14 protein-coding genes, 3 tRNA genes, 1 rRNA gene, 1 other RNA gene and 1 other annotated feature are annotated in these 14,195 nt (G+C 46.5%); of the genes, 16 read left to right on the top strand and 3 right to left on the bottom strand.

All coding sequences use genetic code 11. The features are described from left to right. The first annotated feature begins 3 nt into the window (after positions 1 to 3). Together rrf and guaB are read left to right on the top strand one after the other, a co-directional pair. Positions 4 to 119, top strand: a 5S ribosomal RNA gene (rrf, locus tag ACHA8N_RS05555). A 155-nt stretch (positions 120 to 274) separates the two neighbouring features. Further along, on the top strand, positions 275 to 1,741 hold the full coding sequence (gene guaB, locus ACHA8N_RS05550) for an IMP dehydrogenase (protein WP_147512743.1): 1,467 nt from the start codon (positions 275 to 277) through the stop codon (positions 1,739 to 1,741). Between the two features lie 64 nt (positions 1,742 to 1,805). Here guaB and pdxR read toward each other — a convergent pair whose 3' ends face one another. After that, positions 1,806 to 3,200 carry a MocR-like pyridoxine biosynthesis transcription factor PdxR gene (pdxR, locus tag ACHA8N_RS05545; protein WP_393965007.1) on the bottom strand — a complete coding sequence of 465 codons (1,395 nt, stop codon included), beginning with the start codon at positions 3,198 to 3,200 and terminating at the stop codon, positions 1,806 to 1,808. Positions 3,201 to 3,328: 128 nt separating this feature from the next. Here pdxR and pdxS point away from each other — a divergent pair, with 128 nt between their 5' ends. From pdxS to ACHA8N_RS05505, 8 genes are all read left to right on the top strand, one after another. Continuing rightward, the gene (pdxS, locus tag ACHA8N_RS05540) at positions 3,329 to 4,216 is read left to right on the top strand and encodes a pyridoxal 5'-phosphate synthase lyase subunit PdxS (protein ID WP_393965006.1); all 888 of its coding nucleotides are present in this window, start codon (positions 3,329 to 3,331) and stop codon (positions 4,214 to 4,216) included. Continuing rightward, positions 4,210 to 4,791: a pyridoxal 5'-phosphate synthase glutaminase subunit PdxT gene (gene pdxT, locus ACHA8N_RS05535; RefSeq protein ID WP_393965005.1), complete on the top strand. Its 582-nt coding sequence runs from the start codon at positions 4,210 to 4,212 to the stop codon at positions 4,789 to 4,791. The genes pdxS and pdxT overlap by 7 nt, the downstream gene beginning before the upstream one ends. A 93-nt stretch (positions 4,792 to 4,884) precedes the next feature. Then, the gene (locus ACHA8N_RS05530; RefSeq protein WP_147512739.1) at positions 4,885 to 6,132 is read left to right on the top strand and encodes a D-alanyl-D-alanine carboxypeptidase family protein; all 1,248 of its coding nucleotides are present in this window, start codon (positions 4,885 to 4,887) and stop codon (positions 6,130 to 6,132) included. A gap of 12 nt (positions 6,133 to 6,144) precedes the next feature. Then, positions 6,145 to 6,354 (top strand) — a binding site (T-box leader). 61 nt (positions 6,355 to 6,415) lie between these two features. Further along, the gene (gene serS, locus ACHA8N_RS05525) at positions 6,416 to 7,693 is read left to right on the top strand and encodes a serine--tRNA ligase (RefSeq protein ID WP_147512738.1); all 1,278 of its coding nucleotides are present in this window, start codon (positions 6,416 to 6,418) and stop codon (positions 7,691 to 7,693) included. Between the two features lie 137 nt (positions 7,694 to 7,830). After that, positions 7,831 to 7,921 (top strand) — tRNA-Ser (locus tag ACHA8N_RS05520). A gap of 35 nt (positions 7,922 to 7,956) precedes the next feature. Beyond that, positions 7,957 to 8,047, top strand: a tRNA-Ser gene (locus ACHA8N_RS05515). A gap of 34 nt (positions 8,048 to 8,081) precedes the next feature. Beyond that, positions 8,082 to 8,171: transfer RNA gene (locus ACHA8N_RS05510), tRNA-Ser, on the top strand. Between the two features lie 106 nt (positions 8,172 to 8,277). Then, complete coding sequence (locus ACHA8N_RS05505; RefSeq protein WP_393965004.1) at positions 8,278 to 8,742, top strand: DinB family protein; 465 nt, start codon at positions 8,278 to 8,280, stop codon at positions 8,740 to 8,742. A 39-nt stretch (positions 8,743 to 8,781) separates the two neighbouring features. Here the strand turns inward: ACHA8N_RS05505 and ACHA8N_RS05500 are convergent, their stop codons facing one another. Beyond that, a complete protein-coding gene (locus ACHA8N_RS05500; RefSeq protein WP_014969073.1) occupies positions 8,782 to 9,459 on the bottom strand; it encodes a deoxynucleoside kinase in 678 nt (225 codons plus the stop codon). Beyond that, positions 9,456 to 10,085, bottom strand: coding sequence for a deoxynucleoside kinase (locus tag ACHA8N_RS05495; RefSeq protein WP_147512736.1), 630 nt, complete (start codon positions 10,083 to 10,085; stop codon positions 9,456 to 9,458). The genes ACHA8N_RS05500 and ACHA8N_RS05495 overlap by 4 nt, the downstream gene beginning before the upstream one ends. A gap of 108 nt (positions 10,086 to 10,193) precedes the next feature. Here ACHA8N_RS05495 and tadA point away from each other — a divergent pair, with 108 nt between their 5' ends. The 6 genes from tadA to ACHA8N_RS05465 all read left to right on the top strand — a co-directional run bounded on the left by tadA (position 10,194) and on the right by ACHA8N_RS05465 (position 13,974). Continuing rightward, the gene (gene tadA / locus ACHA8N_RS05490) at positions 10,194 to 10,700 is read left to right on the top strand and encodes a tRNA adenosine(34) deaminase TadA (protein WP_393965003.1); all 507 of its coding nucleotides are present in this window, start codon (positions 10,194 to 10,196) and stop codon (positions 10,698 to 10,700) included. 48 nt (positions 10,701 to 10,748) lie between these two features. After that, positions 10,749 to 11,015: signal recognition particle sRNA large type (gene ffs / locus ACHA8N_RS05485), an RNA gene on the top strand. A gap of 95 nt (positions 11,016 to 11,110) precedes the next feature. Then, a complete protein-coding gene (gene dnaX / locus ACHA8N_RS05480) occupies positions 11,111 to 12,793 on the top strand; it encodes a DNA polymerase III subunit gamma/tau (RefSeq protein WP_393965002.1) in 1,683 nt (560 codons plus the stop codon). Between the two features lie 21 nt (positions 12,794 to 12,814). Next, positions 12,815 to 13,135 carry a YbaB/EbfC family nucleoid-associated protein gene (locus ACHA8N_RS05475; protein WP_012368932.1) on the top strand — a complete coding sequence of 107 codons (321 nt, stop codon included), beginning with the start codon at positions 12,815 to 12,817 and terminating at the stop codon, positions 13,133 to 13,135. An 18-nt stretch (positions 13,136 to 13,153) separates the two neighbouring features. Continuing rightward, positions 13,154 to 13,753, top strand: coding sequence for a recombination mediator RecR (gene recR / locus ACHA8N_RS05470; RefSeq protein ID WP_012368933.1), 600 nt, complete (start codon positions 13,154 to 13,156; stop codon positions 13,751 to 13,753). Next, entirely contained in the window at positions 13,750 to 13,974 is a 225-nt protein-coding gene (locus ACHA8N_RS05465) for a YaaL family protein (protein WP_147512733.1), read from the top strand. Before recR ends, ACHA8N_RS05465 begins: the two co-directional genes overlap by 4 nt. Positions 13,975 to 14,195: the final 221 nt, after the last annotated feature.

Below are 14,195 nucleotides of genomic sequence, written 5' to 3'. Positions count from 1 at the left end.
TCGTCTGGTGACGATAGCCAAGTGGTCACACCCGTTCCCATGCCGAACACGGAAGTTAAGCACTTGAACGCCGAAAGTAGTTGGGGGCTTCCCCCTGTGAGGATAGGACGTTGCCAGGCAAGTAAAGAAGCCGATCTGCAGATGCAGGTCGGTTTTTTTGTGTTATGTGAAACTTCAGATTGTTCTGATTATTGGTGGAGTCATTGACATGACACCTCCTGCTTGTTACCATAACATCAATATTCTTTTATAGAAGAGAAAGCGAGTGGATAACATGTGGGAGAACAAATTTGCTAAAGAAGGCTTGACGTTTGATGACGTCTTGCTCGTACCACGTCGATCAAGTGTCTTACCGCGAGATGTTGATTTGTCTGTAACGTTATGTGAAGGAATCAGATTACACATTCCTTTAATCAGTGCTGGAATGGATACGGTCACAGAAGCTCCGATGGCGATTGCGATGGCCCGTCAAGGCGGTCTTGGTGTCATTCATAAGAACATGTCAATGGAAGACCAAGCCGAGCATGTCGACCGCGTCAAACGTTCTGAGAATGGTGTCATCACGAATCCGTTTTACCTCACTCCGGAGCGACAAGTCTACGATGCTGAATATCTCATGAGTAAATACCGCATCTCAGGTGTTCCAATCGTCAACAATGAAACGGAACGGAAACTCGTTGGTATTTTGACGAACCGTGATCTCCGTTTTGTAAAAGATTACTCGACAGTCATCGAGACGGTCATGACAACGGACGAACTGGTGACCGCTAAAGTCGGTACGTCACTGCAAGAGGCTGAGCAAATTCTCCACAAACATCGGATTGAAAAGTTACCACTCGTTGATGAGAACGGCGTTTTAAAAGGATTGATTACGACAAAGGATATTGAAAAAGTAGAACAGTATCCACATGCGGCAAAAGATTCATTAGGTCGCTTGCTTGTTGCTGCAGCAGTCGGTGTGACAAAAGATGCTTCCGTTCGCGCGAAGTTCCTTGTCGATGCAGGTGTTGACGCATTGGTCGTCGATACGGCACACGGTCATTCTGAAGGGGTTCTCGTGAAAGTACGTGAACTGCGGGACGAATATCCGAACTTGCCGATCATTGCCGGAAACGTAGCAACAGCAGAAGCAACACGCGATTTGATTGAAGCTGGTGCATCGGTCATTAAGGTTGGGATTGGTCCAGGATCCATCTGTACGACGCGTGTTGTCGCTGGAGTAGGTGTTCCACAAATCACAGCAGTCTTTGATTGTGCGACGGAAGCCCGCAAGCATGGTATCTCGATTATTGCGGACGGCGGAATCAAGTATTCGGGTGACATCGTAAAAGCCCTCGCAGCAGGTGGCCATGCGGTCATGCTTGGAAGTCTGCTTGCCGGTGTAGAAGAAAGCCCGGGCGAGATGGAAATTTATCAAGGTCGTCAGTTTAAGACGTACCGTGGTATGGGTTCTGAAGCATCGATGAAACGAGGCAGCCAAGATCGTTACTTCCAAGAAGCAGACAAGAAATTTGTCCCGGAAGGAATCGAAGGACGCGTTGCGTATCGTGGCAAACTCGGTGACTCTGTGTATCAACTGGTCGGCGGTATTCGTTCAGGAATGGGATATTGTGGTTCTGCGACGCTCGAAGAGTTGCGTGAAGAAACACAGTTCATTCGCATGACAGGAGCCGGTTTGCAAGAAAGCCATCCTCATGATATTCAAATTACGAAAGAAGCATCAAACTATACACGTCAATGAATGGGAACACCCTGCGACCAATTCCGGTCACAGGGTGTTTTTGTGGATAAGTGTGTGGATAACCTTATTTTAATTGCCATGCAGCAATCAGTTCGGCAAGCCCCTGTTCCAAATGATGTTCCGTCAAACTGGCAAATCCAAGTACGATCTGTGGATGAGCTGTGGATAACGGGAGTCGGGCATAATCCGATAATCCGTACACTTGAATCGAGGCGTCCTTCGCGCGTTGGAGCAATTCCTGTTCACTCATCCCGTTAGAGACAGACAACACGACATGAAGTCCGGCGCTTTCACCCGTTAATCGTAAGAACGGGATATCGCGCAGCGCATGGACGACGACATCCAGTTTCCGGCGGTAAATCTTTCGCATCCGGTTCAAATGTTTCTCAAAGTCGCCTTCTTTCATAAAACGTGTCAAAATCGTTTGATCAAAACGGGATACACTACAGGTGTAATAAGGAAATTCCGTTTGATATCGTTCTAGTAAAGATTGGGGCAACACCATGTAACCGATACGAAGTGACGGCATCAGGGATTTTGAGAACGTACTCAAGTAAATCACCCGTTCACTGTCCATGCTGTGCAGAGAAGGAATCGATTTTCCCGTATATCGGAATTCACTGTCATAGTCGTCTTCAATGATGAAACGAGTATTCGATTCAGATGCCCAGTTCAGAAGCTGACGTCGTCGGTTGACGGATAAAATGCTACCGGACGGAAACTGGTGTGCCGGTGTAACATACATGACATCGACAGGACTTTGAATGAGTGACTTAATGGTCAAACCATTTTGGTCAACTGGAATCGGAATCGACATCCGTTCATGACTCTCTAAAATAAGTCGGGTTGCATGGTATCCGGGATCTTCAATCCCGTAAGTCGTCGTTTTTCCTAATAAAAAAATAATCTGTGGCAATAACTGTTCGACACCGGAGCCGATAATGATTTGCTCGGGAGAACAAATCACACCACGGGAATGATACAGGTAAGTGGCAATTTCAATGCGTAGAGAGAGATCTCCTTGTGGATGACCAAGCGAAACAAGCGACTGATGTTGTTCATCGATGACATCTTTTGCATGTTTTCGCCATCGTGAAAAGGGAAACGAGGAACCGTCAATTTTGCTTGGATGAAAGTCATAACGTAAAATCGTTTTTTCTGTTGCCCGTTGATTCATTGGCAGAGGCGTTGTTTTGACATAAGCCAATTCTTCATAAGCAAGCACAAAATATCCTTTTCGCGAAACCGATTCAACATATCCTTCTGCAACCAATTGTTGATACGCCAGTTCAATCGTCGTCTGACTGAGATTTAAGAATTGACCGAGTTTTCGTTTTGAAGGTAGTTTTGTCCCGTACGCTAAACGTCCTTCGATGATTTCCTGACGGATTTGCTGGTACAGCTGTTCATAAAGCGGTCGACTGCCTTCCCGTATTAATTCAAACGATAACATATCCATAACATTTCTCCTTTTATACTGACCCTGTTAATTCATCATAAACTGATGCTTTTAAAATAGTCAACGAAGAATATACTAGAACGTATCACAGATAAAATACACCATTATTTTTGAGGGGGAAACAGAGGATGGAACGACAACAAGGATCTGATCGTGTAAAACGGGGAATGGCGGAAATGCAGAAGGGCGGCGTCATCATGGATGTCGTCAACGCGGAACAAGCTAAAATCGCGGAAGCGGCCGGAGCGGTAGCGGTCATGGCACTCGAACGCGTACCGTCTGATATCCGTCGGGATGGCGGCGTCGCCCGGATGGCCGATCCGCTCATTACAGAAGAGGTCTTACAGGCGGTATCGATTCCAGTTATGGCGAAATGCCGAATCGGACATATCGTTGAAGCGCGGATCCTTGAATCGATGGGAGCAGACTTCATTGATGAGAGCGAAGTACTGACACCGGCGGATGAAGAATACCATTTATTGAAATCCGCCTTCACGGTACCGTTTGTTTGCGGGGCACGTGATTTAGGCGAAGCGGCGCGACGGATTGCAGAAGGGGCTGCGATGATCCGGACAAAAGGTGAACCGGGAACCGGCAACGTGGTGGAAGCCGTCCGGCATATGCGGAAGATTCAAGCTCAATTGAATCAAATTCTTCACTCACCGGTGGATGAAGTGATGACGCGTGCAAAAGAGTGGGGAGCACCGTACGAAGTCTTGCAACAGATTCAAGCAGCGGGTCGCCTTCCGGTCGTGAATTTTGCGGCAGGCGGGATTGCAACTCCAGCGGATGCGGCATTGATGATGCATCTCGGGGCAGATGGGGTTTTCGTTGGCTCAGGTATTTTTAAATCAGAGCATCCGGAACGTGTGGCGAAAGCCATCGTTGAAGCGGTGACCTATAAAGATGATTTCGAGCGCATCGCGTATCTATCGAAGGGACTTGGGACAGCGATGAAAGGAATCGATGTGACGTCAATGCCGTTTGAGGAACGGATGGCACCACGCGGATGGTAATCGGCATACTAGGTGTTCAGGGAGCAGTTCGAGAACACGAGCACATCCTGCGGACATTAGACGTTGAAACGGTGGTTGTTAAATCCGTAGACGATTTAGACGGAATCGATGGATTGGTCTTACCGGGTGGAGAATCCACGACGATGCGCCGGTTGATTGACCGGTACGGATTGCTTGATGTCCTGCGGAGCAAAGTCACGACACTGCCGATGTTCGGAACATGTGCGGGAATGATTTTATTGGCAAGCGAATTGAGTGAAGGACCGGCGCACCTCCAAGCGATTCCGATGACGGTCAGACGGAATGCGTTCGGTCGGCAAGTCGACAGTTTTGAAACGATGCTTGCGGTTGAAGGGGTTGGACAGGATGTTGAAGCCATCTTCATCCGGGCGCCGTTTGTCGAGCAGATCGGAAACGAGACACGTGTGCTGTCACAAGTATCCGGAGCCGTTGTTGCCGTTGAAACCAATCTTCATCTTGCCTGCTCTTTTCATCCTGAATTGACGTCCGATCAGCGGATGCATCAATATTTCCTTGAGAAAATCAAACAACATCAAGCGATTTCCGTCGGCTGAAGAAGCTTTTGAGAAACCCTCAGTTTATAACTGTTGGTTTCTTTTTTTATGCTACACTAAAAAGACATAACATCATTTTAAAGGAGAGGACCGATGAAACGTCTTTTCACACTCTTCTTGAGTGTCCTGCTACTGACAACAAGTCTATTTCCTGTAACCAGCTATGCAAATGCACCACATATTAAAGCAGAATCCTACATAATGGTCGATGCGGTGACAGGAAAGGTATTATCGGCAGAACAGGCGGATTTAGCCCTGCCTCCTGCGTCAATGACGAAATTGATGACACTGTATCTCGTACGACAACACATTGCTCAAAAAAAGCTGTCTTGGAATCAGACCGTCAAACCGAGTGCGAAAGTATTAAAGTTGGCAAAACGAAAAGGTATCGCTCGTTTACCGATTCGTAAGACGACGTACACGATTCGGGAGTTATACGACGCGGCATTCATCAAGTCAGCCAATGATGCTGCCGTTCTGTTAGCTGAAGTGATGGCGGGAACCGAAAAACAATTCGTTGAACACATGAATGAAACTGCCGTTGTACTCGGTATGAAAGACACCGAATATGCGAATGCTTCAGGATTAGACGCGGTAGATGCGACGTTACCCGGTACAAACTTGATGACAGCGATGGATATTTCACTCTTGGTCATCCGTTACATTCGAGACTATCCAGACGTACTGGATGTCACGAAACAGTCTTTTATTAAAATCAACGGAGAAAAAGTAGAGAATTCCAATAAGATGTTGCCGCGTCAACCATACGCGTACACGGGAGTACGGGGCATGAAGACTGGTACGACGGATCTTGCCGGTTACTGTTTTGCGAGCGTCGCAACACGCGGTAACTTGACACTCGTATCTGTCGTTATGCGGACTACGTCAGATAAAGCGCGATTTGTCGAAACCAAAAAACTGTTGGATTACGGATTCTCTTCTTTTGAGCCTTTAACGTATTATGGTAAAGGTGAACGAATCAAGCAGGTGCTTCCGATGAAAGGTGCCGAACAATCTTCTTATGATGTCGTCACGAAAACTTCTTTGTATGTAACCGTATCAAAAGAGCAGTCCGACGAACATCAACCGGTCTTTCAATTTTTGAAAAAGCAGGCACCGTTGAAGCGGGGCGAAGCCATCGGAACGGTGCAAGTTGAAGATGACGGATTATATTTGCCTGGTTTTTCAGTACCGCAAGCAACCATCTATAGTGCTGAAACCGTTGAACTGGCAAGTTTTCAGACCCGTCTGCTACGCGCAATTTCCGCTTGGTCGGAAAAAATCAGTCAGGCAATTCATCAACCAACCCTTGTCAATCGTAAAGGGGATAGTGTAAAGTAAAGCTAATCTCATAATGATGTCATGAACGGACCAAGTAAAAGCATTTATTCTGTTAAGAGAGCTAGTGGGTGGTGTGAACTAGTCAGAAGGATACTTTGAATCGAGCCGGATCACACACCTTGCGAACAAGGTGCGGGTACGCCCGTTATCGCGTCTTTAGAGTTGGCTGGTAATACCAGCAATGAGGGTGGCAACGCGGATCCAAGGTGATTCGTCCCTCTTCGGTTTTTAGAACCGGAGAGGGATGGATTGCCTTTTTTTATTGAAAAAAGGAGGAAGAAAGATGATTGATATTAAACGGTTACGTCAGGATTTTGATGCGATTCAAGAAAAGCTAGCTCACCGGGGGGAAGATTTAACGGATATGAACCGTTTCATCGCACTCGATGAGAAGCGTCGGGAATTAATTGCAAAAACAGAAGTCCTAAAGGCTGAACGCAACGAAGCGACAAAAAAAATCGCGGAACTGAAACGAAATAAAGAAAATGCAGATGAGGCAATTGCTGCGATGCGTCAAGTCGGCGATGAAGTTAAGGCGCTTGATGACGAACTACGCGAAGTCGAAGCGACGCTCAACTTGCTATTGCTCGGCATTCCGAATATTCCGCATGACAGCGTGCCGATCGGTTCTACAGAAGACGATAATGTCGTCATCCGGGAAGTCGGTGATAAGCCAGCCTTTGATTTCGAAGCTGTGCCGCACTGGGACTTGATGGAACAGTTAAAAATCGTTGATGTCGAACGGGCCGGAAAAGTGACAGGAAGCCGCTTTGTTTTCTACCGCGGCGCCGGTGCACGTCTCGAGCGGGCATTGATCAATTTCATGATGGATCTGCATCAGGATAAAAATGGTTATACAGAAATTCTCCCGCCGCTCATGGTCAACCGGGATTCTATGACAGGAACAGGACAGCTTCCGAAATTTGAAGAAGACGCCTTTAAAGTCGAAGACACGAACTACTTCCTCGTTCCGACAGCAGAAGTACCGGTGACGAACATGCATCGGGAAGAAATTTTGACAGCCGACCAGTTGCCGATTGGTTACGCGGCCTACAGCCAGTGTTTCCGCTCTGAAGCCGGTTCTGCCGGCCGTGATACACGCGGCTTGATCCGCCAACACCAGTTCAACAAAGTCGAACTCGTTCGTTTCGTCAAACCGGAAGAATCATACGAACAGCTTGAATTGTTGACGGCGCAAGCGGAAGACGTCTTGAAATTACTCAAATTACCGTATCAGGTCTTAAGCATGTGCACAGCGGATCTTGGTTTCACGGCTGCGAAGAAATATGATATCGAAGTCTGGATGCCGAGCCAAGGGGTGTACCGTGAGATCTCTTCTTGTTCAAACTTTGAAGATTTCCAAGCACGCCGGGCACAAATCCGCTTCCGTCGCGAAGCGAACGCAAAACCGGAATTCGTGCATACGTTAAACGGATCAGCGCTAGCAGTCGGACGGACTGTGGCGGCAATTCTTGAGAACTATCAGCAAGCAGATGGATCAGTTGTTATTCCAGAAGTGCTTCGTCCATATATGGGTGGTCTTGAAGTCATTCAAGGATAAGTAGGGAAGGGGGGATTTCCCCCTTCTGATTTTTTAAAAAGTTTTTTTAGAAAAAGGCTTTACACAGGAAAACCAAGATGCTATTATAATTTATGTCAGGAAGGCGCTTATGCAACACAACGCTCGATTATAAGTACGGAGGCGTACTCAAGTGGTTTAAGAGAACGGTCTTGAAAACCGTCAGGCGGCGAAAGCCGTGCGTGGGTTCGAATCCCACCGCCTCCTCCATTTCTTTTTTTTTATCTGAAAACTACATATAACTTGGAGGCGTACTCAAGTGGTTTAAGAGAACGGTCTTGAAAACCGTCAGGCGGCGAAAGCCGTGCGTGGGTTCGAATCCCACCGCCTCCTCCACTTCTTTTTTTTTACCCAAAATTACATGTAACATGGAGTCGTACCCAAGCCCGGCTGAAGGGGACGGACTCGAAATCCGTTAGGGGTCGCAAGGCCCGCGTGGGTTCGAATCCCACCGACTCCGCTTATATAAGCATCTCACATTCATCGTGAGATGCTTTTTTATTGATTCAATCCGAAGCGGCATGCTATGTTTTCCTACATCTTAGACAGAAAAAGGAGCACTACTCATGACACTAACGAAACAGACCTTACTCACCCACTATCAAGACACGATGGATTTTGTTCGTGACCTTGAACACATATCGGAAGAAGCTTGGCGGACACCTTATGCTGAAGGGAAATGGACAGTCGCTGAAATCATCGGTCATTTATCACCGTGGGATCGATTTCTTGTTGCGGAACGCCTGCCGTATATCTTGGCGAATGAGCCGTTCCGTGTGAAGCCGGACAGTCAGGCCGTTAATGAAGAAGCGGCAAAAATGAGTCGGGAACAACAACGGATTTTGACGATTGACGAATTTTTAGTCAGTCGTGACCGGTTGCATCGTGCCGTTGAATTGATTCCGGAAGATCGTCTGACGGATACATTCACGTCAAAAGGCAAAACAATTTCACTCTTTGATTTTTTAGGGGCCATGATGCAGCACGATCTTCATCATCAAGCACAAATTGAACAAGTCATCGCCGGATAAAAAAATGCCCATTGACGAATCCGTCAACGGGCATTTTTATTAGCGGATTTTCGCAATCCGGGCTACTTCGAGTTGTTTGTCGATTTTTGATAAAATCCGTTCGATGGATTCGGGTTCGTTTAACAGATCGTACTCATCGATCGATAGACGAAGGACCGGACAAATCGTAAAGTTGTTGATCCAGTTCGTGTACCGCTCGTACATCTCTTCCCAATACTCGATCGGCGTTTGCTGTTCCATCTCGCGTCCGCGGAGACGAATCCGCTCGAGGACTTGTTCAAACGAACCTTCGAGGTAGATCAACAGATCCGGATGCGGGAAGAACGGAGTCATGACCATTGCGTCAAATAGGCTTGAGTAGGTTTCATAGTCTGTTGGAGACATTGTTCCTTTTTCGAAATGCATTTTTGCAAAGATACCTGTATCTTCGTAAATGGAACGGTCCTGGATAAAGCCGCCGCCGTATTGGAAAATTTTCTTTTGCTCTTTAAAACGCTCGGCCAAGAAATAGATCTGCAAGTGGAAGCTCCACCGCTCGAAATCATGGTAGAATTTATCGAGATACGGGTTCGTATCGACTTTTTCAAGAGATGTCCGGAAACCAAGTGAGTCTGCTAGACCGTTTGTGATCGTCGATTTCCCGATACCGACCATGCCGCCGATCGTGATGACGGCGTCTGCCGGAATATTGTACTTTTCGCGTAACTTCGAGTTCATGCGTGGTTCGCTCCTTCGTATAGTTCATTGCGGATCTTTGTCAGGACGTACTCCAAATCTTCCGGACGTTTGACGAAATCGAGTTCATCTCCGTTGAATCGGATGACTTTGACTTCCGGATGTTTGGCTTGATAATCCGTAACGAACGTCTCGTAGTCGGCCGCCAGTTGTTCAAGATAAGCACGTGACATATTTTCTTCGATCTCGCGTCCACGTAAGGCGACGCGTTTCATCAGTGTATCGATACTCGCATTTAAATAAATGACAGCATCCGGTTTAGGCATGTCTGTCGTCAAAATTGAATAGATTTGTTCGTATTTATCGAGATGCTCGATTTTCAGCGAACGATGGGCAAAAATGAGATTCTTAAAGATATGATAATCAGCGACGACAGAGCGTTGTTTACTGAGATAGTGACGTTCGATATCATCCAGCTGCTTAAAGCGATTACACAGGAAGAACATTTCCGTTTGGAAACTCCATTCCTCGATGTCTTCATAGAACTTTCCAAGAAAGGGATTTTCTTCGACGATTTCGCGTAACATAGAAAATGAAAAATGATGACTGATGGCGTTCGCAAGTGAAGTTTTGCCTACACCAATCGGTCCTTCAACCGTTATGAACATATTCAATTACCCTCCGTTCAGCAAAGTGCAATTTATATTTTAGCACAAAGCAGCGGCACCTGCTGAAGTTTCAGCGGGAGAATTTTTGTAAAGATAGGAAGTGGGAAGATGGAACGGCATGAACACTATATGCGCCTCGCTATCGAGGAAGCAAAAAAGGCGGAAGCCATTGGAGAAGTTCCGATTGGTTGTGTCATCGTTAAGGGAGAAGAAGTGATTGCTTCCGGCTATAACCATCGGGAAACGGATCGTCAAGCAACGGCACATGCCGAGTTATTGGCGATTGAAGAAGCCTGCAGCAAGTTAGAAAACTGGCGCCTGGAAGGATGCGAGCTCTATGTGACGCTCGAACCTTGTCCGATGTGTGCCGGAGCGATTATGCTGTCGCGGATCGAACACGTCATTTATGGAGCCGTTGATCCCAAAGGAGGCTGTTGCGGAACATTGATGAACCTTGTACAGGATGAACGGTTTAATCATGTGTCACAATTGACAGGTGGTGTCCTTGAACAAGAGTGCGGCGGGATGTTGACGTCTTTTTTTCGGGAACTCCGAGCGAAAAAGAAACGGCAGAAACGGGCAATGGGTTGCAACGAAGCCAATGAAACAGTATAATGAAAAAGCACTCGAAACAAGTGCCACTAAAATACGATAAACCATTTGCCGTGCTAGGTGGGGATGTAGCGGTTCCCTGTCACTCGCAATCCGCTATAGCGAGACTGAATTCCATATCGAGGGATAGGATTGGTGTGGTCTGCCTTACGTAAGTAGCGTTGACGTTTGAGTCCTGCGCAACAGATACCCATGAATCAGGTCAGGTCCGGAAGGAAGCAGCCTTAAGTGGTGCTCTCTGTGTGCCGCAGGAGTGCTTGAACTGAGCAGGCTGCGTAAGTAACGCATGTTGAACCTATTTCAGAATATGGTGCGCGGCAGTTTAATTTTAGATAACAAGTCTACAGCCGGTTTCGGTTGTAGACTTTTTTAGGTAGAATAGAATCAGGATTATAAATAGAGGAGGCGCAAATTTGGCCTATCAAGCATTATACCGCGTGTACCGACCGCAACGTTTTGACGAGGTTGTCGGACAGGCCCACATCACCCGAACGATTCAAAACGCCTTGATGGAACAGCGGATGTCACATGCCTATCTGTTTTCTGGACCACGAGGAACGGGAAAAACCAGCTTGGCGAAAATTATTGCCAAAGCGATCAACTGTGAACACGCGCCCGTAAATGAACCGTGTAACGAATGTCCGACGTGCCGGGCGATCACGGAAGGTTCAAGCCCCGATGTTTTCGAGATTGATGCCGCATCGAATAACGGTGTCGATGAAATCCGGGAAATCCGGGATAAAGTGAAATACCCACCATCCGAGGCAGCATATAAAGTGTACATCATCGATGAAGTACACATGCTGTCGACCGGTGCCTTTAATGCCTTGCTGAAGACACTCGAAGAACCTCCTGCCCATGCGATCTTCATTTTAGCAACGACAGAACCTCATAAAATTCCGGCGACGATTATCTCACGTTGTCAGCGGTTTGACGTCAAACGGCATGAAGTCGATCAATTGATGGAGCGGATGCAGTATATCTTATCGGATCAGACGATCGGCTATACCGAAACCGCTTTACGGCTCATTGCCCGGGCAGCGGATGGCGGAATGCGCGATGCCTTGAGTCTCCTCGATCAAGCGGTCGCCTTCTCCAATGGAGATTTAAACGATGATGCAGTGTTGGAAGTAACAGGTGCGGTAGAGGATGAAGCTTTGCTCGCTGTTGCGAACGCACTGCAAGCCCACCAAGTCGATCAGTTATTACAGACGCTTGAACAGATGCAACGGGCAGGGAAAGACTTAAAACGATTTGTTGAAGATTTGGTCTTTTTTTACCGCGATACGTTATTGCTTAAAACGTCCCCAACCGCAGTTGATCTACTGGAACGGGCTCGGCCGACGGAAGCGTTTAAAACATTCGTCGAGGCGATTGAAGCGGAAACGTGTTTCCATATCATTGAACAATTGCATGACTGCCAACAGCAGATGCGTTTGACGAATCATCCACGTGTCTTAGTCGAGATTGCGTTCATTCAAATTGCGGAACAGGGACGGACGACAGGGCAAATCATGCAAAGTCTGCAACAAGAGGTGCGGGAGCTGAAGGAACAGATGCATCAGTTGAAAGTCACGGGAGTCCCGGCTGCTGAGAGTGCACCTGCACCACAGGCGAAACGTAAACAAGCCCGCCCGACGGTTCGCATCGCAAAAGAGCGGATTCGTCAAATGTTGAGTCGTGCAGAGAAGGCGCAATTGCTTGAGATTCAAGAACGTTGGGATGCGATATTGAAATTGATATTGAAACAAGATGGTCCCATCTATTCATTAGTACATGAGAGTAAACCGGTCTTATGTTCTGAAGATACCTTATTGATTGAATTCGATAATGGGAAGGGATGGCATTTTGAACAGGTCATGACCAATGAGCGCACCCGTTTTGTCATTGAAGAAGCACTTTTTGAGGTTTGTGGTGTGAAACGTCAAATTCTTGCGATTCTCGATAATGATTGGAAAGAACTAAAAGCAGAGTTTGTTGCTAAACGAAATAGTAGTAATATAGAAGAGAAAGAAGTGGCAATCGAATCGGAAGAAGATCGATTGTTGTCCGAGACGCTCGGACGATTTGGTGATATCGTAGAATTCGAAGACTAATTTATTAGAGGAGGAAGAATTATGCGCGGAATGGGAAACATGAACAATATGATGAAGCAAATGCAAAAGATGCAAAAAGATATGGCGAAAGCTCAAGAGGAATTGAAGGACTTGACGGTTACCGGAACAGCCGGCGGTGAAATGGTATCGGTTGTAGCAGACGGTCATAAAAATATCATTGATGTCATCATTAAAGAAGAAGTGGTCGATCCGGATGATGTTGAGATGATTCAGGATCTTGTTCTTGCTGCGACAAACGATGCTTTGAAAAAAGTGGATGAACTCGTTTCAAGCAAGATGGGTAAATTTACACAAGGGATGAATATGCCGGGAATGTTTTAAACAGTAGGAGGAAACGAATTGCAATATCCTGAAGCAATCAGTCGGTTGATCGAGAGTTTTACGAAGTTGCCAGGTATTGGTCCGAAAACAGCGGTTCGTCTTGCATTTCATGTCCTTGATATGGAAGAAGATGATGTGCTGATGTTCGGGAAGGCATTGGTAAGCGCCAAACGTGATATTTCATACTGCAGTATTTGCGGAAATATCACAGACAAGGATCCGTGTTATGTCTGCTCCGATAAACATCGGAACCGGACTATCGTTTGTGTCGTTCAAGACTCACGTGATGTCATTGCGATGGAGAAGATGCGTGATTACCAAGGACTGTATCACGTCTTGCATGGGGCGATTAGTCCAATGGAAGGAATCGGACCGGAGGATATCAATGTATCCAGTCTCTTGACGCGTTTACAGGCAGACGAAGCGATTACAGAAATTATCTTAGCGACGAATCCAAATATCGAAGGAGAAGCGACAGCGATGTACCTTTCTCGTTTGTTAAAACCGACAGGGATTCGTGTCACACGAATTGCACATGGCTTGCCGGTCGGCGGTGATTTGGAGTACGCGGATGAAGTCACCTTGTCCCGTGCGATGGAGGGAAGACGGGAATTATGAGTTGGTTTCGAAAAAAGATCCGAAACGAATACGATGAACGTTTTCTCAGGGAATTGGCACAGGCAAAAGAAAATTATCTAATGAAGCGTCATCTGCTTGAAATCAGCTATGACGATCATGGTGAACTGGAAGCTCAAATGAAGCTTGCTGAATCGCTGTACTACTTCTATATAAGAGAAGCGAAGAAAAGACGTGTTTCGCTCGCACATGTACGCTCATGAAAAGAGGCAAGCGCCTGTTATTTTAAGGTGGTTGCCTCTTTTTTATTCTTTTTAAAATTATTTTAAGAAAAGAGTTGTCAGGTTGTAATTATCGTGGTATATTAATTCTTGTCCTTAAGAGGACGAGCGCACTGCTGGAAACAAGAAAAAAACTTCTTTCAAAAAGTTGTTGACTTATTGTTTCAGACTTGGTATTCTAATTGAGTCGCCAAAACAGGCGC

The sequence above is a fragment of the Exiguobacterium sp. S22-S28 genome, from assembly GCF_043359615.1.
Lineage (GTDB): Bacteria > Bacillota > Bacilli > Exiguobacteriales > Exiguobacteriaceae > Exiguobacterium_A.
This window is presented reverse-complemented; position numbering and strand designations above follow the sequence as displayed.

Bases quoted from the DNA above. Each gene is read 5' to 3' on its own strand.
- guaB (WP_147512743.1), top strand. From the start codon at position 275: ATGTGGGAGAACAAATTTGCTAAAGAAGGCTTGACGTTTGATGACGTC.
- pdxR (WP_393965007.1), bottom strand. From the start codon at position 3,200: ATGGATATGTTATCGTTTGAATTAATACGGGAAGGCAGTCGACCGCTT.
- pdxS (WP_393965006.1), top strand. From the start codon at position 3,329: ATGGAACGACAACAAGGATCTGATCGTGTAAAACGGGGAATGGCGGAA.
- pdxT (WP_393965005.1), top strand. From the start codon at position 4,210: ATGGTAATCGGCATACTAGGTGTTCAGGGAGCAGTTCGAGAACACGAG.
- ACHA8N_RS05530 (WP_147512739.1), top strand. From the start codon at position 4,885: ATGAAACGTCTTTTCACACTCTTCTTGAGTGTCCTGCTACTGACAACA.
- serS (WP_147512738.1), top strand. From the start codon at position 6,416: ATGATTGATATTAAACGGTTACGTCAGGATTTTGATGCGATTCAAGAA.
- ACHA8N_RS05505 (WP_393965004.1), top strand. From the start codon at position 8,278: ATGACACTAACGAAACAGACCTTACTCACCCACTATCAAGACACGATG.
- ACHA8N_RS05500 (WP_014969073.1), bottom strand. From the start codon at position 9,459: ATGAACTCGAAGTTACGCGAAAAGTACAATATTCCGGCAGACGCCGTC.
- ACHA8N_RS05495 (WP_147512736.1), bottom strand. From the start codon at position 10,085: ATGTTCATAACGGTTGAAGGACCGATTGGTGTAGGCAAAACTTCACTT.
- tadA (WP_393965003.1), top strand. From the start codon at position 10,194: ATGGAACGGCATGAACACTATATGCGCCTCGCTATCGAGGAAGCAAAA.
- ACHA8N_RS05475 (WP_012368932.1), top strand. From the start codon at position 12,815: ATGCGCGGAATGGGAAACATGAACAATATGATGAAGCAAATGCAAAAG.
- ACHA8N_RS05465 (WP_147512733.1), top strand. From the start codon at position 13,750: ATGAGTTGGTTTCGAAAAAAGATCCGAAACGAATACGATGAACGTTTT.